The organism is Mesorhizobium sp. RCAM 05099 (assembly GCF_059683685.1).
This window is the reverse complement of record NZ_CM185035.1, coordinates 4,879,344-4,900,264: the sequence shown is the minus strand read 5'-3', so window position 1 is coordinate 4,900,264 and position 20,921 is coordinate 4,879,344. Positions and strand designations below refer to the sequence as shown.

Below are 20,921 nucleotides of genomic sequence, written 5' to 3'. Positions count from 1 at the left end.
TCTTTTTGCCGCATCTTCGGACACAACTTTTTCTTAATCGATTGTAGCAGGCGGACGGCCTCCCTGACGCCTTGCCTTTCGCACTGCAGCATCATATCGCTCCGAAGTCGGACACGGCGGGACTTCCGTTTCGCCAATCTTTCCAATCTCCTGCAACCGGAGAGCAAAGCATGACCAAATGGGTTTTCACCTTTGGCGACGGTGCGGCGGAAGGCCGTGCCGGCGACAAGAATCTGCTGGGCGGCAAGGGCGCCAACCTGGCCGAGATGTGCAGTCTGGGCCTGCCAGTGCCGCCGGGCTTCACCATCACCACCGAGGTCTGCAACGCCTATTATGCCAATGGCCGCACTTATCCGACGGGATTGGAAGCGGATGTCGCGGTGGCGCTCGATCACATCGGCCGGCTGACCGGCCGTCGGTTCGGCGACCCGTCGAAACTGCTTCTGGTGTCGGTGCGTTCGGGTGCCCGTGCCTCGATGCCGGGTATGATGGATACCGTGCTCAATCTCGGGCTGAACGACGAGACGGTCGAGGCGCTCGCCGCCGATTCCGGTGATGCGCGCTTTGCCTATGACAGTTACCGCCGCTTCATCCAGATGTATTCGGATGTCGTCATGGGCCTCGACCACGAGGTGTTCGAGGAAATCCTCGAAGACCAGAAAGGCGGGCTCGGCCATGAGCTCGACACCGATCTGACGGCCCTCGAATGGCAAGGCGTCATCGCGCTCTACAAGGCCAAGGTCGAGGAAGAACTGGGCAAGCCGTTTCCGCAGGATCCGAATGAACAGCTCTGGGGCGCCATCGGTGCCGTGTTTTCAAGCTGGATGAACAACCGCGCCATCACCTACCGGCGTCTGCACGACATTCCCGAAAGCTGGGGCACGGCGGTCAATGTCCAGGCCATGGTGTTTGGCAATATGGGCGAAACCTCGGCCACCGGCGTTGCCTTCACCCGCAACCCGTCGACCGGCGAAAAGCAGCTCTATGGCGAGTTCCTAGTGAACGCGCAGGGCGAGGACGTCGTCGCCGGCATCCGCACGCCGCAGAACATCACCGAGGCGGCGCGCATCGCCGCCGGCTCCGACAAGCCATCCTTGCAGAAGCTAATGCCGGACGCCTTCCAGTCCTTCGTCACAATCTCAGACAGTCTGGAAAAACACTACCGCGACATGCAGGATCTCGAATTCACCATCGAGCGCGGCAAGTTGTGGATGCTGCAGACGAGGTCCGGTAAGCGCACCGCCAAGGCGGCGCTCAGGATCGCCGTCGATATGGCCCGCGACAAGCTGATCACGAAGGAGGAAGCTGTCGCCCGCATCGATCCGGCCTCGCTCGACCAATTGCTGCATCCCACCATCGATCCCAAGGCGGCCCGCGACGTTGTCGGCATTGGTCTGCCTGCCTCTCCAGGTGCCGCCACCGGCGAGATCGTCTTTTCCTCTGGCGACGCCGAGGAGCTCAAGACACAAGGCCGCAAGGCGATCCTGGTGCGCATCGAAACCAGCCCCGAAGATATTCACGGCATGCACGCGGCGGAAGGCATCCTGACGACACGCGGCGGCATGACCAGCCACGCCGCCGTCGTTGCGCGCGGCATGGGCAAGCCTTGCGTGTCCGGCGCCGGTTCGCTGCGCGTCGACTACAAGGCCGGCACGCTGATGGCGATGGGATCGACCTTTCGCAAGGGTGACATCATCACCATCGATGGCGGCAACGGTCAGGTGCTGAAGGGCGCCGTGCCGATGCTGCAGCCGGAACTTTCCGGCGATTTCGCCGCAATCATGGAGTGGGCGGATGCGGTGCGCCGCATGAAGGTGCGCACCAACGCCGAAACACCGCTGGATGCGCGCATGGCGCGTTCCTTCGGCGCCGAAGGCATCGGGCTTTGCCGCACCGAGCACATGTTCTTCGACGGTGAGCGGATCGTGGCGATGCGCGAAATGATTCTGGCCGACACGGAAAAGGACCGGCGCACCGCGCTTGCCAAGCTTCTTCCCATGCAGCGTTCGGATTTCCTCGAACTGTTCGAGATCATGGCAGGCCTGCCGGTGACGATCCGCCTGCTCGATCCGCCGCTGCACGAATTCCTGCCCAAGACCGAGGAGGAAATTGCCGAAGTCGCCACCGCCATGAATGTGTCGCCGGACAAGCTCAGGCAGCGCACCGAGGCCCTGCATGAGTTCAACCCGATGCTCGGCCATCGCGGCTGCCGGTTGGCGGTGTCCTATCCCGAGATCGCCGAGATGCAGGCGCGCGCCATTTTCGAGGCCGCCGTCGAGGCCGGCCGCAAGGCCGGCGCGCTGGTGGTTCCCGAAATCATGGTGCCGCTTGTCGGTCTCGTGAAGGAGCTCGACTATGTGAAGGCGCGCATCGATGCCGTCGCCAAGAGCGTCATGGAGGAGACTGGCGTCAAGATCGACTATCTGACCGGGACGATGATCGAATTGCCGCGCGCGGCGATCCGCGCCCATGTCATAGCCGCCACGGCCGAATTCTTCTCCTTCGGTACCAACGACCTCACCCAGACGACCTTCGGCATCTCGCGCGACGATGCGGCCTCGTTCCTGGAAACCTATCGGCAGAAGGGCATCATCGAGCAGGATCCGTTCGTCTCGCTCGACATCGACGGCGTCGGTGAACTGGTGCGCATGGCTGCCGAAAAGGGCAGGGCGACGCGGCCGGACATCAAGCTCGGCATCTGTGGCGAACATGGCGGCGACCCGGCTTCGATCCGCTTTTGCGAAGAGGTCGGCCTCGACTATGTGTCCTGCTCGCCCTATCGCGTGCCGATCGCCAGGCTGGCCGCAGCGCAGGCGGCGGTGCTGGTCGCCAAGGCAGGCCACGGATAGGACCCATCCAGATCGAGCTTACCGTTTTGTAAGATAATTCACGCGAACGTGCTGACGGCATCGCGCAATCTCGACATTGTTCCCGGCCAATTTGCGGACGTCCTGCCAATTGCTCCCGGAAACAGATGTTGCAGACTTCACCCGCGCCGTTTCGCTCGATCCTGGTCATTCAAACGAAGTTCATGGGAGATCTCGTCCTCGCCTCGGCGCTTGCGGAAAACCTGCGGCTTGAATTCCCCGGCGCCAGGCTCGTGTTTCTGTGCGAGGCCCGCTTCGAGAGCTTCGTGGTCGCCCATGGCATTGCTTCCGAGGTGGTCACATTCAGCAGAGCCCGCATGCGCGGCACCACCCTGGAGCGGCTAAAAGAGCTTTACGCCATGGTGCGGGCGTTGCGCCGCTTCCGCTTCGACCTGACGATCGATCTGACCGATTCAAAGACGTCGCGGCTCATTACCGGGTTCGTGAACGCCAAGACACGCGTCGGCTATAACCCTACCGAGAGGCCTTTGCGTCTGCTGGAGCGGCAGCCCGCCAATGTCTTTGCCAGGCCATATGGCTTTGGTGGCGAGCACTATCTGTTTCGCTATCTTTCGCCGCTCCAGGCGCTTGGCATCGGTCTTCGCGTAGCGGTTCCGCGTATTCAACCGCTGCCGGTCGAGACGGCAAAGGCATTGGCACTCCTGGGCAAGCATCATCTGCGGCCAAACGGCTTCTTGGTGGTGCATGCGGGTGCAAGCTTCGAGGGGCGGCGTTGGCAGCCGGAGCGGTTTGCCGCGGCGATCGTCGAAATCATGGGCGAAACCGGCCTCGACGTCGTCCTGGTGGGTGGCCCGGACGAGCACGGGATTGCCGAACGTATCGTCGCCCGGACAGCGCCATCGGTCGTCAATCTGGTTGGGCAGCTGTCGCTTGAAAGGCTGCTGGCAGTGCTGGCGCAGGCCAGGCTGTTTCTCGGCAACGAAAGCGGCCCGATGCACATGGCCGCGGCGGTGGAAACCCCGGTTGTTGGCTTGTTCGGTTCGACGGACCCGTCGCGCTGGGGTCCCGTGGGCGTATCCAGCTTTGCGCTTCGACCTCCAATGCCTTGCAATTGTGTAGCCAAAGACCTGTGCCGGTGGCCGGATACCAGCAAGGCCTGCTGCGTGTGGCGCCTGGAGGTCAAGCCTGTCGTCGACGCGGTGCTTGAACTCCTTTCGCGCACCGAATTGAAGCTGGAGCGCGCCATCTGAGATCATGCGTGGCAGGCATCGTCACACCACGCGGACAGTCAAATTGTCGCGCCTTGTGCTTTTCTGCTATGCACCATCCCGATTTCCGCCTTCATGCGGGTCTTGGGAGACCCACGTGAAAATACCGGTCAGGAATTGATGCACCCGTTGCAAAAACATCTCTGCATGCTCGCCATCTCGTTGGCGCTGGTATCCGCCGGCAACGCCGCGACGCTGGTCGAGCCCACGCTTCACATCCAGCCGGATGCAAGCGGGGCGGGTCGCGTTGCGCTGACGCTCGATGCCTGCGGCGGACAGACCGACAACCGGATTCTCTCGGCGCTGGTGGAAAACAAGATTCCCGCCACCATTTTCGTTACCGGCATCTGGCTGAAGCGAAACGCTGCAGCCGTCGAGATCATGCGGGCGCATCCCGATCTGTTCGAACTGGAAAATCACGGCGGCCGTCATGTCCCGGCGGTCGACACGCCGCAGAAGATCTACGGCATCCGCAGCGCCGGCAGCCCGGACGCGGTACTGGCCGAGGTCGAGTCGGGTGCCGCTGCTCTTGCCAGGACCGGCGAGCCGGCGCCAAAATGGTTTCGCGGGGCAACCGCCGAATACAGCCCGTCGGCGATCGCGATGATCCGCAAGCTTGGCTTCAAGATTGCAGGCTTCTCGATAAACGGCGACGGTGGTTCGCTGCTCGGCGCCAGGGAAACCACCAGGCGCATAGCGGCGGCCAAGGATGGTGACGTCATCATCGCCCACATCAACCAGCCGACCCATGCCGCCGGCGAAGGCGTGGTGCAGGGCCTGCTGGCGCTGAAGGAAAAAGGTCTGACCTTTGTGCGGCTCGACGATGCCGATGGCATCGGCAATCACGGCACCACGGACTAACGGCTGTCCGGAGCACCAGCGCTTTCGTTGCTTCGCGGATTCGAAAGTGGCTGCCGTCCGCTCAGCCTGGTTTGGCTTCGATGCTGACCTTGCTGGCGTAGAACGCGCCGTGAGCGCGGATTTCAGCCATTTCGTCGAATGGCCGCTCGTAAGCCCACATCGCATTCTGGCCGGTCTCGCCGGCAGCCAGCACGCTCCAATAGCTTGCATCGCCCTTGTAGGGACAATGGGTGGAATGTTCCGTGCCGCGGAGCTTGCTGAAATCGATGTCGGCGAACGGAATGTAGAAGACCGCGGGATAGGGCGTCTCGGTCAGCACCTTGGCCTTCGTGGAGGAGGCGATGACTGTGTCCCCGGCGCGCACGGTGACGGTGCCGACATAGGGCTCGATGGCAATGACCTTGTCTGGATTGCGTTGAAAGCCGGGTGCCGGGTTGGCGATCTGGTCCATGCTGGGGTCTCCTTGCCTCGACTTTAAAGTGTGTCGTGCAAGCGCGTTGCGCAAGGCCTGCTGTCGCCATGCTGCACGCAAGGCCGCTTGCGCCGGACCGGGGTCGACTGCGCGTGCCTTGAGACAGCCCTGTCCGAGAGTCAGGCAGCGGTCTTGAAGGCATCCATGAGCCCGGCATAGGCGGCTGCGATACCGGCCACCGGGTTGCTGCTTCGCGACGCGGTCTCGACTTTCAAGGAGCCACCGCCGGTCGGCAAGGTGAGCAGCAGGAACTGGCGATTGCCGCCGTCGCCGACGGATGCGGCCGCTACGTGCTGGCCTTCGCCTTCGTTCTGGACGCACATCTTGAACAGCAGTGTGCCGCCGACCGCTTCGAGCGCGCCGCCGACAACTTCAACAAATTCGTCTTCGGAAACAGTCTTTGTATCCGGCACCAGATCAGCCAGACTTTCGGCAAGCGTGCTTTCGAGGGTCTTGTCGTCGAGCTGCGCGTCCATGCGAACCTCTTTCAGTCGCCAATCGCCCCTTGCCCTTTAACGAACCTTAACGCCGAGGATGGCCGGATTGTGGCGGTTTTCCCGGTCCTGTCGATCAATGCAGCGTTTGCCCGGGGCCGGCGACTGGACAAACCGCCGGTTCGCTCCACAATGGAGCGAAAAGCAAAAACGCAAAAGCGTAGGGGAGGAACGAATGCTGGGATTGATGCAGGAATGGCCGCTGCTGTGCCACAAACTCATCGACAATGCCGAGCGGCAGCATGGCGTGCGCGAGATCGTGTCGCGCTCGATCGAGGGGCCGATCGTGCGCACCAGCTATGCGGACATCCATCGCCGCGCCCTGAAGGTCGCCCAGCGACTGGAACGCGACGGCTATCGCTTGGGCGACCGCATCGCCACGCTGGCCTGGAACACGGCGCGCCACATCGAGGCCTGGTACGGCATCATGGGCATCGGCGCGATCTATCACACGCTCAATCCACGGCTGTTTCCCGAGCAGATCGTCTGGATCATGAACCATGCCGAGGACAAGGCAATCTTCGTCGACCTGACCTTCGTGCCGCTGCTCGAGAAGATCGCCGGCGCCGTCAAGTCGCTGAAACAGGTGATCGTGCTGACCGACAGTGCGCACATGCCGCGGACCACACTGCCGAATGTGGTCGCCTATGAGGACTGGCTGAATGAGGCGGATGGCGACTTCGCCTGGAGGGTCTTCGACGAAGGCACCGCCGCCGGAATGTGCTACACGTCGGGGACCACGGGCGATCCAAAGGGCGTCGTCTACAGTCACCGTTCGAACGTGCTGCACGCCATGATCGCCGCCATGCCTGACGCGATGGGGCTGTCGTCGCGTGATACGATCCTGCCGGTCGTGCCGATGTTCCATGCCAATGCCTGGGGCCTTGGCCAGAGCGCGCCGATGGTCGGTGCCAAGCTGGTCATGCCTGGCTGCAAGATGGACGGCGCCTCGATTTATGAACTGCTCGACACCGAGAAGGTGACCTTCAGCGCCGCCGTGCCGACCGTATGGATGATGCTGCTGCAATACCTCGAAGAGACCGGCAAGAAGCTTCCCTATCTGAACAGGGTCGTCATCGGCGGCTCGTCCTGTCCGCGCGCGATCATGACGAAGTTTCAGCAGAACTACGACGTCCAGGTCATCCATGCCTGGGGTATGACCGAGATGTCGCCACTCGGCACGCTGTGCACCTTGAAGCCGGAATATGCGGGTCTCCAGGGTGAGGCCCGGCTCGACATTCAGCAGAAGCAGGGCTACCCGCCATTCGGCGTCGAGATGAAGGTGACCGACGACGACAACAAGGCACAGCCCTGGGACGGCAAGACGTTTGGACGGTTGAAAGTGCGCGGCCCGGCCGTTGCCCGCGCCTACTATGGCGGCGCGGGCGCGGAGCAGTTCGACGAGGACGGCTGGTTCGACACCGGAGACGTCGCTCATATCGATGCCGGCGGCTATATGCAGATCACCGATCGTGCCAAGGACGTCATCAAGTCCGGCGGCGAGTGGATTTCGACCATCGACCTCGAGAATCTGGCTGTCGGCCACCCCGACGTCGCGGAGGCGGCGGCCATCGGCGTCCAGCATTCGAAATGGGGCGAGCGGCCATTGCTGGTCGTCGTTGCCAAGCCGGGCAAGGAACCGACCAAGGCGGACATCCTCGATTTCATGGACGGCAAGGTGGCCAAGTGGTGGATGCCGGATGATGTCGCTTTCGTTGGCGAGATACCGCATACCGCCACCGGCAAGATCCAGAAGATCACGTTGCGCCAGCAGTTCAAGGATTATCGCTTGCCGACGGATTGACTGGATGGTGCGTGTCTCGGCTTCAAGCCGCCGCAAAAGGCACTACGGCGCCGTGCGCCCTTTCGGGCGCGCAAAGGGCGCTGTGGCATTTTTAACTAGCGCATGACCCCGAAAATCGATTCCGATTTTCGGGGTCATGCGCTAAGTCTCCGTTCGGGTTGGGGCAGCGCGGAAAACAATGGTTAGCATTCCCGAACGGCAGACGTCGAAGGCGGCCGGATGGTCGCGGCGCACCGCCGCCTTTTCGGCGGTGTTGCTGCTGACCGTCTTCATCGGCCATCGCTTCGACCTCGTCGAAACACCTGTTTTCCTGTGGGTACTGGGCATCGTCGCGCTGCTGGCGGCCCTGGCGCTCCTGTTTGCCGGATTTGCCTTTTCGAGGCTGTGGAATTTCGGCGACCGCGGTGGTCGCGACCTGACGGTCGGCGTCCTGCTGGCGCTGCTCGTGCTCACACCCTATGGCGTAGCCGCCTACTGGGCGACAACCTATCCGCCGCTCAGGGATATCTCGACGGATTTCGACGATCCGCCGGCGCTCGACGTCAGCGACCGGACCAAGGATATGAACGTGCTCTCCCCGTCCACGCCCGGCGAACAGCGGCTGCAGACCGAGAGCTATCCGCTGGTCAGCGGGCGTAGCTACAATCTGCCATTCGAGACTGTCGTGGATGCCGTCGAAACCGTGCTCGATCGGCGCGATTGGGATCTAACCGAACCCTATCCCGATGTCAGCGGGCAAAGCGAGGTGACGATTGCCGCTGTAGCCAAGGGTTTTGTCCTCGGTCTTCCCGCCGACGTGGCGATCCGCGTGACCGACGACGGTGATTCCATCATCGTCGACATGCGGTCGGCTTCCCGCTACGGTCGCTATGACCTCGGCGACAATGCCGCGCGCATCACCGATTTCCTCGCGGAACTGGACCAGGAAGTCGCCGGCCAGGTCGGCGCGGCTCCAGCCGAATAAGCATCGGGCCTATGTCGCAGGCGTGAAAATACCGTCGATGGCTGGTGCGGCGTCTGTCACGACCTGACCGCGCGCCACCAGATCCTCCAGATGGGCAAGCACCGACAATCCGGCAGCGCCGTGAAGCCGCGGGTCGGTATCCCTGTAGATCGCCTTGACCATGTCCGCAATCGTCCGGTCGCCTGCCCTGACCCGCTCCAGGATGGCTCGCTCGCGCATCTTGCGATGCGTTTTCAATCCGCGCATGAAACTGCGCGGTGCCGTCACCGGTCCGCCGTGGCCAGGCAAAAGCAGGCGGTCGCCGCGCTCGATCAGCCGATCCAGCGAGGCCATGTAGTCAGCCATCGCCCCGTCTGGCGGCGCGACGATCGACGTCGCCCACGCCATGACATGATCGGCCGAAAACAGGATGCCGGTTCCTTCCAGCGCGAACGCCGCGTGATTGACGGTGTGGCCCGGGGTCAGAACAGTCCTGATCGACCAGCCATCGCCGTCGACCAGCCCGCCGTCGGGAAGTGCGATATCGGGAGCGAAAGCGGTGTCGGCGCTGGCGTCGAGCGCGTTGGTCTCGCCGATATGCAAGGGTCTTGCGGAGCGGTGCGGGCCCTCTGCCAGCACGACGGCGCCGGTACGCTCTTTCAGCCGCGCCGCCAGAGGAGAGTGGTCGCGATGCGTGTGGCTGATGAAAATATGGCTGACCGGCCTGCCTGCGATCACATCGAGCAGGGTCCGCAGATGCGTCTCGTCATCCGGCCCCGGATCGATCACCGCCAGCGTGTCGCGGCCAACGATGTAACTGTTGGTACCGTGAAAGGTGAAGGGGCTTGGATTTCGGGCCGTGATGCGTTGGACGTCCGGCGCGACGCTCACCCCCTGGCCGTAGGCGGGATCGAAGCCGGTGTCGAATTTGAGAGCCATGGCGGACCGGTGCTTTGTTTCGGAAAACGGCAAAACCGATTGCCGCATAACACGCAAGCCAATATAGGAGAACGCGAGGCCGCGAACATAAGATGGCGGCAATCGGATGGGGAATATCATGGCAATTGCAACAACGATGCGTCCGCTTGTGTCTCTGGCCTTGCCCGAAAACGGCACGTCGCGGCTGGCGACGCAGATTTTCCTCGCGATCGCCGGCACGCTGGTGCTGACCTTGTCCGCCAAGACCAAGGTGATGCTCGGGCCGGTCGACATTTCGATGCAGACGCTGGCTGTGCTCCTGATTGCCGCCACCTTCGGCATGCGTCTCGGCGTCGCCACCCTGCTGCTCTATATGGCGGAAGGCGCGATGGGCTTCCCGGTCTTCCAGAGCACCCCGGAAAAGGGCATCGGCGTTGCTTACATGCTCGGCTCGACCGGCGGCTACCTTGCCGGCTTTGTGGTCATGGCGGCGATCGTCGGCTGGGCCGCCGATCGGGGCTGGGACCGCCATCCGATCAAGCTTTTCAACGCGATGCTGGTTGCCGAAGTCGTCATGATGGCAATGGGCTTTGCCTGGCTGGCGCTGCTGATCGGCCCCGAAAAGTCGTGGCAGTTCGGCGTCGTGCCGTTCATCGTCGGCGACCTGATAAAGGTTGCCCTAGCGGCCAGCCTGGTGCCGGCCGTGTGGTCGTTGCTGAAGCGCTCCTGAAGTCTGCAAGAAGCAGGAAGCCAAGTGTCATATGACATCAGGGGGCTGTTGCCCGGCAATGTCGCGGACGGATGCTTCCAATGAAAGTTCTGGTCACCGGCGCTGCTGGATTTATCGGCTATCATGTGGCCAGGCGTCTGCTGGAGCGCGGTGACGAGGTTGTCGGTATCGACAGCATCAACAGCTACTACGATCCGCAGCTCAAGCATGCGAGGCTGCGGCTCTTGGAGGAGGCGAGCCGCAAGACCAACGCCGGCTATCATTTCATCCACGGCAATCTCGCCGACAAAAGCGTGGTCGACGGCTGTTTTGCCGACCACGCATTCGACCGGGTGATCCATCTCGCCGCCCAGGCCGGGATTCGCTACAGCCTGGAAAACCCGCATGCCTACGTCGAAAGCAACATCGTCGGCTACACGAACATGCTCGAGGCCTGCCGCGGCAGCGGCGTTGCACACCTGACCTATGCCAGCACTTCGAGCGTCTATGGCGCCAACACCGACATGCCGTTTTCCGAGCATCGGCCGGCCGACCACCCGCTGCAATTCTACGCCGCGACCAAGCGCGCCAACGAGCTGATGGCGCACAGCTACAGCCACCTGTTCGGGTTGCCGACGACCGGGCTTCGCTTCTTTACCGTGTATGGTCCCTGGGGGCGCCCGGACATGGCGCTTTTCCTGTTTACCAGGAGCATCCTTGCCGGCGAGCCGATCAAGCTGTTCAACAACGGCAATCACACGCGGGATTTCACCTATGTCGACGATATCGTCGAAGGCGTCGTCCGGGCCAGTGACAACCCGGCCGCTCGCAACCCCGCCTGGGACTCCAGCCATCCGGATCCGGCGACGAGCAACGCCCCCTGGCGCATCTTCAACATCGGCAACAACAATCCGGTGAAGCTGACTGCCTATGTCGAGGCGCTGGAAAATGCGCTTGGCCGCAAAGCCATCATCGAGCTGTTGCCGCTGCAGGCGGGCGACCTGCTCGATACGTTCGCCGACACCTCGGCGCTGGATCAGGCGGTCGGCTACCGCCCGGCCACCACGGTGCACGAGGGCGTCGAGCGGTTCGTCAACTGGTACCAGGCATACTATGGGCGAGGATAGCGAAGGGCACGTCCTTGCGCGAAATTGCTGTTGAGTTAGTGTCAGTCCTGTGAAGTCTGTTCGCGCTCCAAGTATTTGGATAGACACTTGCCGCCCGGGATGGCTTTCTATCGGACATGGTCAGGTCGTTTGTTGAGTGCGTCGATTGACAAGCCATTGCATGAAACCTAAGCACGGGCAGTCAAGGCCGGGGGGCTTCGGCATGTCAAGGAGAGCTTCTTGAAAGGAATTGTCCTTGCTGGAGGCAGTGGAACGCGTCTTTATCCACTAACATTAGCAGTCTCTAAGCAAATTCTCCCGATATACGACAAGCCGATGATCTATTATCCGCTGAGCGTTTTGATGCTTGCGGGAATCCGCGAGATTCTGATCATTTCGACGCCCCGTGATCTGCCTACATTCCACCAACTGCTCGGCGACGGATCGGAGTTCGGGCTCGACCTGTCCTATGCCGAGCAACCGCATCCCAATGGTCTTGCCGAAGCCTTCATCATCGGCCGCGACTTCATCGGCAAGGACAGCGTGTCGATGATTCTGGGCGACAACATCTATTTCGGCGATGGGCTGTCGGAGCTTTGCCGCGCCGCTGCATCGCGCGAAAGCGGCGCTTCGGTGTTCGCCTACCATGTCGAGGATCCCGAACGCTATGGCGTGGTGTCCTTCGACAAGGCGACCGGAACCGCGTTGACGATCGAGGAAAAGCCGCAGAAGCCTAAATCCAACTGGGCTGTCACCGGCCTGTATTTCTATGACAATGACGTCGTCGACATCGCCCCGACCATCCGGCCCTCGGCGCGCGGCGAGCTGGAGATCACGGCGCTCAACAACGTCTATCTTGATCGCGGCCTGCTGCATGTGCACCGGCTGGGGCGCGGCTATGCCTGGCTCGACACCGGCACGCATGACAGTCTGCACGAAGCCTCCTCCTTTGTGCGCACGATCGAGCACCGCCAGGGCATCAAGGTAGCCTGCCCGGAGGAAATTGCCTTCGAACAGGGCTGGCTGACGGCCGATGAGGTGCTGCAGCGCGCAACCCGCCTGGGCAAGAACGAGTACGCCGCCTATCTGCGCCGGCGTGTCGTCGATCTTTCGGAGGGTTAGGCGTGGAGGTGAGGCCCCTTGGCATCGACGGCGTGCTGGAAATCGTTCCGAAACGGCATGGTGACGCGCGCGGGTTCTTTATCGAAACCTACAATGCCGAGCGTTTTTCGCAGGCCGGCATCGACTTGCGTTTCGTGCAGGATAACCATTCCTATTCCGCCGCCGCTGGCGTCTTGCGCGGGCTCCATTATCAGCTTGCGCCGCGCGCCCAGGACAAGCTGGTGCGCGTCATCTGTGGCGGCATCCTCGACGTCGCGGTCGACATTCGCCGCGGCTCGAAGACCTTTGGAAAATGGGTCGCCCTCGAACTGTCGGCCGACAAGGGCAACCAGATTCTGGTGCCAAAGGGTTTCGCGCACGGCTTCGTGACGCTCGTGCCCGACACCGAGGTCCTGTACAAGGTCACCGACACCTATTCGCCCGAGCATGACCGGTCGATCCGTTTCGATGATCCCGCCATCGGTATCGAATGGCCGTCGATGGCTGGCGGGTTCCAGCTTTCGGACAAGGATCTCAAGGCGCCGCCGCTTGCCGCCGCCGAGGTGTTTGCCTGATGGATGTTGCCAAAGGGTGCGTGAGGACAGCAGCATGAATTTCCTGGTGACAGGCGGTGCCGGCTTCATCGGTTCGGCGGTATGCCGGCATTTGTGCGCCAACCCGGCCTATCGCGTGACCAATCTCGACAAGCTCACCTATGCGGGCAACCTGGCCTCGCTGCGGCCGATCGAGAATGCGCACAACTACCGCTTCGCTCATGCCGATATCTGCGACGAGCGGGCGGTGCTCGACATCCTGCGGCGGGACGATATCGACATCGTCATGAACCTCGCCGCCGAGAGCCATGTCGACCGCTCGATCGACGGGCCAGGCGCCTTCATCGAGACCAACATCGTCGGCACCTACCGTATCCTCAATGCCGCGCTGGAATACTGGCGCGGCCTGCCCGACGACAGGAAGAGCCGCTTCCGCTTCCATCACGTCTCGACCGACGAGGTGTTTGGCGATCTGCCTTTCGATGGCGGCATGTTCGTCGAGGAAACGCCCTACGCACCGTCGTCGCCCTATTCCGCGTCGAAGGCGGCCTCGGACCATCTGGTGCGGGCCTGGCACGAGACCTATGGCCTCCCGGTCGTGCTTTCCAACTGCTCGAACAATTACGGCCCCTATCATTTTCCTGAGAAGCTGATCCCGCTCGTCATCCTCAACGCGCTCGATGAAAAGCCACTGCCGGTCTATGGCGCCGGCGCCAATGTGCGCGACTGGCTGTTCGTCGAGGACCACGCGCGGGCCTTGGAACTCGTCGCCACCAAGGGCAGGCCGGGCGAGAGCTACAATGTCGGCGGCAATTCGGAGCGGACAAACCTCAGCGTCGTCGAGACGATCTGCGATCTCCTCGACACCAGGCGTCCCAGGGCCGGCGGCAAGAGCTATCGTGACCTGATCTCGTTCGTCACCGACCGCCCTGGCCATGACCGCCGCTATGCCATCGACGCATCGAAGATAGGGCGGGATCTCGGCTGGGCGCCCAGCGAGAATTTCGACAGCGGCCTGGCGAGAACCGTGGATTGGTTCCTGGACAACAAATGGTGGTGGGGGCCGATCCGCGAACAGCGCTATGCCGGTGAACGGTTGGGCGAAGCGCGCAAGGAGGGAGTGTGAGGCTCATTGTCACCGGACGCGAGGGCCAGGTCGCGGCAAGCCTGCTCGAGGCCGGCCAGAGGCACGCCGGCGTGGAGATCGTCGCCATTGGCCGCCCGGAGCTCGACCTGGCAAGACCCGATACCGTGACCGAAGCCATCGCTGCCGCGCAGCCGGATATCGTCGTGTCGGCCGCCGCCTACACGGCGGTTGACCAGGCGGAGGATGAACCCGGTCTGGCATTCGCGGTGAACGCCGTCGGCGCCGGCACGGTGGCGCAGGCGGCGGCGCGGCTTGGCGTTCCCGTCATCCATTTGTCGACCGACTATGTCTTCGACGGCTCGAAGGACGGCGCCTACGTCGAAACCGACGCGACGGCGCCGCTCGGCGTCTACGGCGCCTCCAAGCTCGCCGGCGAACAGGCGGTGGCGGCAGCCAACCCGCGCCACCTGATCCTGCGCACGGCCTGGGTCTACAGCCCGTTCGGCAGGAATTTCGTCAAGACCATGTTGCGGTTGGCCGCCGACCGGGACGAGATCGCGGTGGTGGCCGACCAATGGGGAAATCCGACCTCCGCGCTCGATATCGCCGACGCGATCCTGCATGCGGCGGCGATGCTGTATGGCGACAAGCGCTTCGGTGCCTTTGGCGTCTATCATCTGGTCGGCACGGGCGAGACCAACTGGAGCGGCTTTGCCCGTCATATCCTCGACACAAGCCAGGCTTTTGATGGTCCTTGGGCGCGGGTACGGGACATTGCCACGATGGACTACCCGACCAAGGCGCGCCGCCCCGCCAATTCCCGGCTTTCGAGCGCGAAATTTGCCTCCACCTTCGGATGGGCGGCGCCGCACTGGCGGCAATCGGCTGAAGCGGTGGTGCGAGCTCTACTTATAGGCGGGACGAGACAGGCAGCGACTGCATGAACAAGCATCCGTCACCCGAGAATATCCGCGACGCGAAACCTGGCCGGCGGGCCACAGGCAAAGCGGCGACGAAGAAGCCGTCCAAGGCGAAAGCCGCGCGGCCAGGAGAGCGCGACCCTTCGCTTCGTGACCTCTACAACGCGCATAGCGGCAAAGTGTCGGACAAATGGTCTATCTATCTGGACACATATGACCGCATTTTTTCCGAGTATCGGAACAAGCCGGTTCGAATCCTGGAAATCGGAGTTCAGAACGGTGGTTCGCTGGAGATCTGGCGACAATATTTCGCCAATGCGGAGCTCGTCCTCGGCTGCGACATCAACATGGCTTGCGGCAATCTGGTTTTTGACGATCAGAAGATCGCGGTCGTCATCGGCGACGCCAATACCGATGAGACAGAGCGAAATATCCTCGCGAAGTCTGGAAAATTCGACATCATAATTGATGATGGATCGCACCTGTCGTCTGACATAGTACGGTCTTTCGCTCGCTATTTCCCTCATCTTTCCGAAGGGGGAATGTACATCGCTGAAGATTTGCATTGCAGTTACTGGGGGGAATTCGAGGGCGGTCTCTATGATCCTCTTTCCTCGATGTCGTTCTTCAAGCGCCTGCTCGATGTGGTCAACCATGAGCACTGGGGACTGGACCGCCACCGCGTCGATGCGTTGGCCACTTTCGCCGAACAGAACAAGATCGCATTCGAGGAAGCATCCCTCGCGTCGGTCCATTCCATCGAGTTCTTGAACTCGCTCAGCGTTGTGACGAAGCGGCCAACTCAGGAAAATGTTCTGGGGCCTCGTAGCGTGCATGGCCGGATTGCGCTCGCCGACGGGAGCGTGGTTCCTCTCGACGGCACGGAGAACAAGGCGACCGATCAAACCGGAAATCCATGGTCGTTGAGGTCGACGACAATGGAAGAGGAGATTGTAGCCAACAGGGAGTCGGTAGAACACCATGAAGCGCGTATCGGCGCCTCCTCCAGTGAGATGGTCGAAATACGCGAACGGATACGGATTCGCGAAGAAGAGATCGCGCGAATAAGGGCAAAGGCGATCGCCGCGGCCGAAGAGATCGCGCGAATGCGGGCACAGGCCATCGCGAGAGACGAACAGATTCAGGCCTTGCAAGAAAAATTGTCGGTGGCGCATACGGCGGGGAACGCGCTGCTTGCGGATCGTGACAGTGCACGCTTCGAGGAAGTCCGGTTGCACGGTGTTCTCGATGCCGTCTACGCCAGCACCTCATGGCGACTGACCAGGCCATTGCGCGGAATTGCGAGCCGCGTCCGCGCGATCGGCAAGGCACCCATGACCGCTCGCCGCGTCATGGCTCGCGGCGCGTATACTTGCTGGCACAACCTGCCGCTGTCTGTCGACGTTAAACGGAAGTTGAAAAGCGCGGTGTTTTCGACCTTTCCTTCCCTGTTTGGCGTTACGAATGCCTATCGTGCCTGGCGAAGCCTGGAGGCGCCCGACGCACCGATGGGCTACGTCGGGACGGCCTTGTACCGGCCGGCCAGTTCTGGCCCGGCCGTTGCGCCCGAACCCGTCTACGTGCCGCGTCTCGAAGCACCGCCGCTGCTCCAAAAGCCGGTGCGCGTCATTGCGTTCTACCTGCCGCAGTTCCACCCGACGCCCGAAAACGATGAATGGTGGGGGCAAGGCTTCACCGAATGGACCAATGTCAGGCCCGCCCAGCCGCAATTTGTCGGCCACCACCAGCCGCATGAACCGGATGCGCTCGGCTACTATGATCTGCGGGACACCGCCGTGCAGCACCGCCAGATCGAACTGGCAAAGCTCTATGGCGTGGAAGGCTTCTGCTTCTATTTTTATTGGTTCGGCGGCAAGAGGCTGTTGGAAAAGCCGCTCGAAAACTGGCTCGGGGACAAGAGCCTCGACATGCCGTTCTGCCTCTGCTGGGCCAACGAGAACTGGTCGCGCCGCTGGGACGGGCTGGACCACGAGATACTCATCGCCCAGGACCACTCTCCCCAGGACGACCTCGCTTTCATCGCCGAGGTCGCAGCCTATCTTCGCGACCCTCGTTACATCCGCATCGACGGCAAGCCGCTGCTGCTTGTCTATCGCCCAAGCCTGCTTCCGGCGGCGGCCGAGACGACGCAACGCTGGCGGACATGGTGCCGGGAGAACGGCATCGGCGAGATTTTCCTCGCTTACACCCAATCCTTCGAAGCCGTGTCTCCCGACCGTTACGGGTTCGATGCCGCTGTGGAATTTCCGCCAAACAATTCGGCGCCGCCAAACGTCACGCACACCGTGGCGCCGCTGCACGACGATTTTGCTACCACCGTCTATGACTGGTCGGTTTTTCCGCAGCGCAGCGAGAACTATCCACCCCGCAAATACAAGCTCTTCCGCTCGGTTTGTCCCGGCTGGGACAACACGGCGCGCCGCAAGCGCGGCGGCACCGTGTTCATCAACAACTCCCCCGCGCTCTACCGCGGGTGGCTGGATAACGCCATCAAGGACACGCTGGCCCATGTCAAGGAGCCATCCGAGCGGCTGGTCTTCGTCAATGCCTGGAACGAATGGGCGGAAGGCGCTCATCTGGAGCCCGATACCGTAAACGGCTATGCGTACCTGCAAGCGACCCGCGACGCCCTGGAGGCGGTGAGCGGGAAATGCAAACCTCGGATCGTAATCGTTTCCCACGATGCCCATCCGCATGGCGCACAATTGCTGGCGCTCGCGATGGCTCGCGAGTTTGGGGAACTGCAATATGATGTAGACATGATCGTCCTCGGCGATGGCCCTATGCTGTCACGCTTTGCCGAAGTTGCGTCGCTACATCACATAGCGCTCGACAGCGAGCCGATGGAATCGGTGCGCCGTAAGGTGGAGGCGATACGGAGCGCCGGCGCCGAGGTCGCCATTGTAAACACTACGGTATCTGGCCTGATTGTTCCCATCCTGAAGGAAGCTGGTTTCCGCACGGTCTCGCTGGTTCACGAACTGCCAGGGGTGTTGGAGTCCTACAGGCTTAAGAGACACGCAATGGCCATCGCTGAACACGCCGATAAAATCGTTTTTGCGGCGTCTATCGTTCAATCTGGATTCGAAGACTTCCTCGGCGAACCGCTCAGGCAAGCATTGATACGCCCTCAGGGCCTCGTTCGGAAGAACCCGTTCAAAGGCCAATGCGAGGAAGCTCGTCGTCTTGTTTGTGACCAGCATGGTTTTGCACCGGACACCCGATATGTTCTTGCAGTAGCCTTTGTGGATCATAGAAAGGGGCCGGACCTTTTCATCGAAATGGCGGAAAGGGTCCTTAGTACGCATCCCAATATGGCCTTCGTCTGGATCGGTCACTTCGACGCGGGGATGGAGGAGATGATCGAGACGGTTCTCGACCGGAAGAAATTGAAGGATCGGGTGAAGTTTGTCGGGTTTGTCCAAGACCCGATGGCATACTATGCCGGGGCGTCGGTGTACGCGTTGACGTCACGCGAGGATCCGTTTCCGAATGTCGTTCTGGAGTCCGCGGAGGTCGGCGTTCCGGTCGTAGCCTTTCGGGAAGCAACCGGCGCGGCCGACTTCATCGTTGATCATGGAGGAAGGCTCGCGAAGAAGCTCGACGTTGAGGATTTTGCCATTCAGGTGAGAGAAATCCTGGACGGTCCCAGCCAAAAGGGTTTCGCGGCGGTTGGGTCAATGCGGCAATATCTAATGGATATTCTACATCACGCGACAGGGTTCCAGCGCGTATCGGTGATCGTTCCGAATTACAACTACGCGAACTACTTGTTGCAGCGGCTAAGGAGTATCGCGGACCAAAGCTATCCGATCTATGAACTTATCGTGCTGGACGATGCTTCGACGGACGGGAGCATCGAAGCCATCAGTGGTTTCCTGACCAAGCGCCCTGAATTGGATGCTGAACTGATCGTCAACCGCGAGAATTCGGGGTCAGTATTTCGCCAGTGGGCGAAGGGCGTGGACCGCAGTCGAGGCGATCTGGTCTGGATCGCGGAGGCGGATGATTTCGCGGAGCTCGACTTTCTCAAGGAGCTCGTACCTGCCTTCGCTGATCCGTCCCTCGTGCTTGCATATAGCCAATCCGGGCAGTTGGACGGTAAGGGACACGTGCTCGCAGAAAGCTATATCGACTATACTCGTGACATCTCCGATGATTGGTCGTCCGATTATACCAAGAATGGCCAAGCCGAGATCGGCGAGGCGATGAGTATAAAAAACACGATTCCGAACGTCAGTGCGGTTGTGTTCCGGCGCCTTGCAATCAGCAAGGCGATCGCCGAAATCGGCGAGGAGTTGTTCAGCTATCGCATAGCAGGAGATTGGCTCGTCTATCTCAGGGTATTGCTGCAGGGAAAGATTCGATTCAGCGCGAAGCAGCTCAACTGGCACCGACGTCACGCGCACAGCGTCACACAATCCGAAGTGGCGGAAACACATCTCAGCGAGGTGCGGCGGGCGCAGGAGCTGGCGCGTTCACTCATCTCAATCTCCCCTGAAACCCGTCGCAAGGCTGACGCCTGGCTAGAGCACGTTCGCACCTATCTCGGTGTCAAAGGCTCGGATGCGGCATGACCCAAGATCGCCCGCGGCGCGCCAATGAGCGTAGGAAGGCGGTCATCCTTGGGGCTTCCGGTTTTATCGGGGTCAATCTGGCACGCGCCTTGGCGGAACGCGGTTTCGACCTTGTCTGCTTTGCCCGTCATGCATCCGAGCACTGGCCTGCCGAGAGTACCATTATTCTGGGTGATTTGGCCGCTCCCCCCAGCCAACTCCTGGCAGCAATGGAGGGCTCCATAGTCTTTCACTTGGCCAGTTCCGCGCGCCCGACGGCAGCAACCGACATGGCCGTTACTGAGATCGAGGCCAATCTTGTTTCCATCGTGGGGTTGTTGGAGGCGACCAAGGGTGTGGATTGCCGATGGGTGTTTTCTTCATCAGGGGGCACGGTCTACGGTCAGACCGACGCGGCGCAAATATCCGAGGAGCACCCGACCGTACCAATATCATCCTACGGCACGGTCAAGCTCGCAATCGAGCGCTACTACAGTCTCTATCGAGTCCTGCATGGCGTCGACAGTGTCATAGCGCGGATTTCGAACCCCTTTGGTCCGCACCAGTCTGCGGCGAAGGGGCAGGGGTTGATTGCAGCTCTGTTCGACAGGATCGCCAGCCGAACGCCTGTGAACATATGGGGCGATGGCCAGAATGTCCGCGACTACGTCTATATCGACGACGTCACGGAGGCTCTGATATTGCTGGGTCTTGGTGGAAGAGCTGGAGAAATCTACAATGTCGGCTCCGGCCTGGGCACAAGCGTAATCGAACTGACGACGAAAATATCCGCCATTCTTCGCATGCCTGCCGAACTTGTCTATGCGCCCGCTCGTGGCGTCGATGTCCGACGAAACGTTCTCGACATCCGCAAGATCGAACGTGAAGTCGGTTGGCAGCCAATTCATGCGCTTGATGAAGGTGTGGCCCTCACATATCGCTGGCGGCAGAACCACAATCCAACCGTGGGAGTTCGCGACGGCGTGCAAAGGTTGGGCTAATTGTGTGGACTTCAGGTGCGAGGTATCCTCAAGGCTTGGCTGGCTTCCTCAAGACATAGACCTCGGTCATGGGGCCGAGGACGGCGATGCCCTTCGACTGCATCCTCCGGACTTCGACGTCGAAGCCGGTACGGCGCTGTATCAACGTAAGCGCTGTTTTGGGACCACCTTTCGGGAGTGGTCGCGATCTGTGAGGTTGCCGATCCTGTATTGGGATCGGAGATCGGCTTGTGTCTGGACTTGACCTTACGCTTGACCCGGAGCGGCAGCTTCGGCGT

The 20,921-nt window shown here is 61.4% G+C and carries 17 protein-coding genes; 13 read left to right on the top strand and 4 right to left on the bottom strand.

The features are described 5' to 3' along the window. Positions 1–170: 170 nt before the first annotated feature. Positions 171–2,849 carry a pyruvate, phosphate dikinase gene (gene ppdK / locus AC56QQ_RS24290; protein WP_497123663.1) on the top strand — a complete coding sequence of 893 codons (2,679 nt, stop codon included), beginning with the start codon at positions 171–173 and terminating at the stop codon, positions 2,847–2,849. Between the two features lie 137 nt (positions 2,850–2,986). Here the strand turns inward: ppdK and AC56QQ_RS24285 are convergent, their stop codons facing one another. Then, complete coding sequence (locus AC56QQ_RS24285; RefSeq protein ID WP_497123662.1) at positions 2,987–3,145, bottom strand: hypothetical protein; 159 nt, start codon at positions 3,143–3,145, stop codon at positions 2,987–2,989. Between AC56QQ_RS24285 and AC56QQ_RS24280 the strand changes: the two genes are divergently transcribed. Next, a complete protein-coding gene (locus AC56QQ_RS24280) occupies positions 3,134–4,078 on the top strand; it encodes a glycosyltransferase family 9 protein (RefSeq protein WP_497123661.1) in 945 nt (314 codons plus the stop codon). The genes AC56QQ_RS24285 and AC56QQ_RS24280 overlap by 12 nt on opposite strands. Positions 4,079–4,216: 138 nt before the next feature. Beyond that, positions 4,217–4,957 (top strand): polysaccharide deacetylase family protein, encoded by a 741-nt coding sequence (locus tag AC56QQ_RS24275; protein WP_497123660.1) that lies wholly within the window; start codon positions 4,217–4,219, stop codon positions 4,955–4,957. Positions 4,958–5,018: 61 nt separating this feature from the next. Here the strand turns inward: AC56QQ_RS24275 and AC56QQ_RS24270 are convergent, their stop codons facing one another. Both AC56QQ_RS24270 and AC56QQ_RS24265 read right to left on the bottom strand, forming a co-directional pair. Continuing rightward, positions 5,019–5,408, bottom strand: coding sequence for a DUF427 domain-containing protein (locus AC56QQ_RS24270; protein WP_497123659.1), 390 nt, complete (start codon positions 5,406–5,408; stop codon positions 5,019–5,021). Positions 5,409–5,548: 140 nt separating this feature from the next. After that, positions 5,549–5,905 carry a hypothetical protein gene (locus AC56QQ_RS24265; RefSeq protein ID WP_489860438.1) on the bottom strand — a complete coding sequence of 119 codons (357 nt, stop codon included), beginning with the start codon at positions 5,903–5,905 and terminating at the stop codon, positions 5,549–5,551. Between the two features lie 193 nt (positions 5,906–6,098). Here AC56QQ_RS24265 and AC56QQ_RS24260 point away from each other — a divergent pair, with 193 nt between their 5' ends. Both AC56QQ_RS24260 and AC56QQ_RS24255 read left to right on the top strand, forming a co-directional pair. Beyond that, positions 6,099–7,727 carry a fatty-acid--CoA ligase gene (locus AC56QQ_RS24260; RefSeq protein ID WP_489860439.1) on the top strand — a complete coding sequence of 543 codons (1,629 nt, stop codon included), beginning with the start codon at positions 6,099–6,101 and terminating at the stop codon, positions 7,725–7,727. 178 nt (positions 7,728–7,905) lie between these two features. Then, the gene (locus AC56QQ_RS24255) at positions 7,906–8,691 is read left to right on the top strand and encodes a DUF1499 domain-containing protein (protein WP_497123658.1); all 786 of its coding nucleotides are present in this window, start codon (positions 7,906–7,908) and stop codon (positions 8,689–8,691) included. Positions 8,692–8,700: 9 nt separating this feature from the next. Here the strand turns inward: AC56QQ_RS24255 and AC56QQ_RS24250 are convergent, their stop codons facing one another. After that, positions 8,701–9,609, bottom strand: coding sequence for an MBL fold metallo-hydrolase (locus AC56QQ_RS24250; RefSeq protein ID WP_489860441.1), 909 nt, complete (start codon positions 9,607–9,609; stop codon positions 8,701–8,703). Positions 9,610–9,727: 118 nt separating this feature from the next. Between AC56QQ_RS24250 and AC56QQ_RS24245 the strand changes: the two genes are divergently transcribed. The 8 genes from AC56QQ_RS24245 to AC56QQ_RS24210 all read left to right on the top strand — a co-directional run bounded on the left by AC56QQ_RS24245 (position 9,728) and on the right by AC56QQ_RS24210 (position 20,643). Then, on the top strand, positions 9,728–10,318 hold the full coding sequence (locus AC56QQ_RS24245; RefSeq protein ID WP_497123657.1) for a biotin transporter BioY: 591 nt from the start codon (positions 9,728–9,730) through the stop codon (positions 10,316–10,318). A gap of 80 nt (positions 10,319–10,398) precedes the next feature. After that, positions 10,399–11,424 carry an NAD-dependent epimerase gene (locus AC56QQ_RS24240; RefSeq protein WP_497123656.1) on the top strand — a complete coding sequence of 342 codons (1,026 nt, stop codon included), beginning with the start codon at positions 10,399–10,401 and terminating at the stop codon, positions 11,422–11,424. Positions 11,425–11,643: 219 nt separating this feature from the next. Then, positions 11,644–12,525: a glucose-1-phosphate thymidylyltransferase RfbA gene (gene rfbA / locus AC56QQ_RS24235; RefSeq protein WP_489860444.1), complete on the top strand. Its 882-nt coding sequence runs from the start codon at positions 11,644–11,646 to the stop codon at positions 12,523–12,525. A 2-nt stretch (positions 12,526–12,527) separates the two neighbouring features. Next, positions 12,528–13,079: a dTDP-4-dehydrorhamnose 3,5-epimerase gene (gene rfbC, locus AC56QQ_RS24230; RefSeq protein ID WP_497123655.1), complete on the top strand. Its 552-nt coding sequence runs from the start codon at positions 12,528–12,530 to the stop codon at positions 13,077–13,079. 34 nt (positions 13,080–13,113) lie between these two features. Beyond that, positions 13,114–14,184, top strand: coding sequence for a dTDP-glucose 4,6-dehydratase (gene rfbB, locus AC56QQ_RS24225; RefSeq protein ID WP_497123654.1), 1,071 nt, complete (start codon positions 13,114–13,116; stop codon positions 14,182–14,184). Next, a complete protein-coding gene (rfbD, locus tag AC56QQ_RS24220) occupies positions 14,181–15,089 on the top strand; it encodes a dTDP-4-dehydrorhamnose reductase (RefSeq protein WP_497123653.1) in 909 nt (302 codons plus the stop codon). The genes rfbB and rfbD overlap by 4 nt, the downstream gene beginning before the upstream one ends. Further along, on the top strand, positions 15,086–19,663 hold the full coding sequence (locus AC56QQ_RS24215) for a glycoside hydrolase family 99-like domain-containing protein (RefSeq protein WP_497123652.1): 4,578 nt from the start codon (positions 15,086–15,088) through the stop codon (positions 19,661–19,663). The genes rfbD and AC56QQ_RS24215 overlap by 4 nt, the downstream gene beginning before the upstream one ends. Continuing rightward, on the top strand, positions 19,660–20,643 hold the full coding sequence (locus AC56QQ_RS24210) for an NAD-dependent epimerase/dehydratase family protein (protein WP_497123651.1): 984 nt from the start codon (positions 19,660–19,662) through the stop codon (positions 20,641–20,643). The genes AC56QQ_RS24215 and AC56QQ_RS24210 overlap by 4 nt, the downstream gene beginning before the upstream one ends. Positions 20,644–20,921 lie beyond the last annotated feature (278 nt).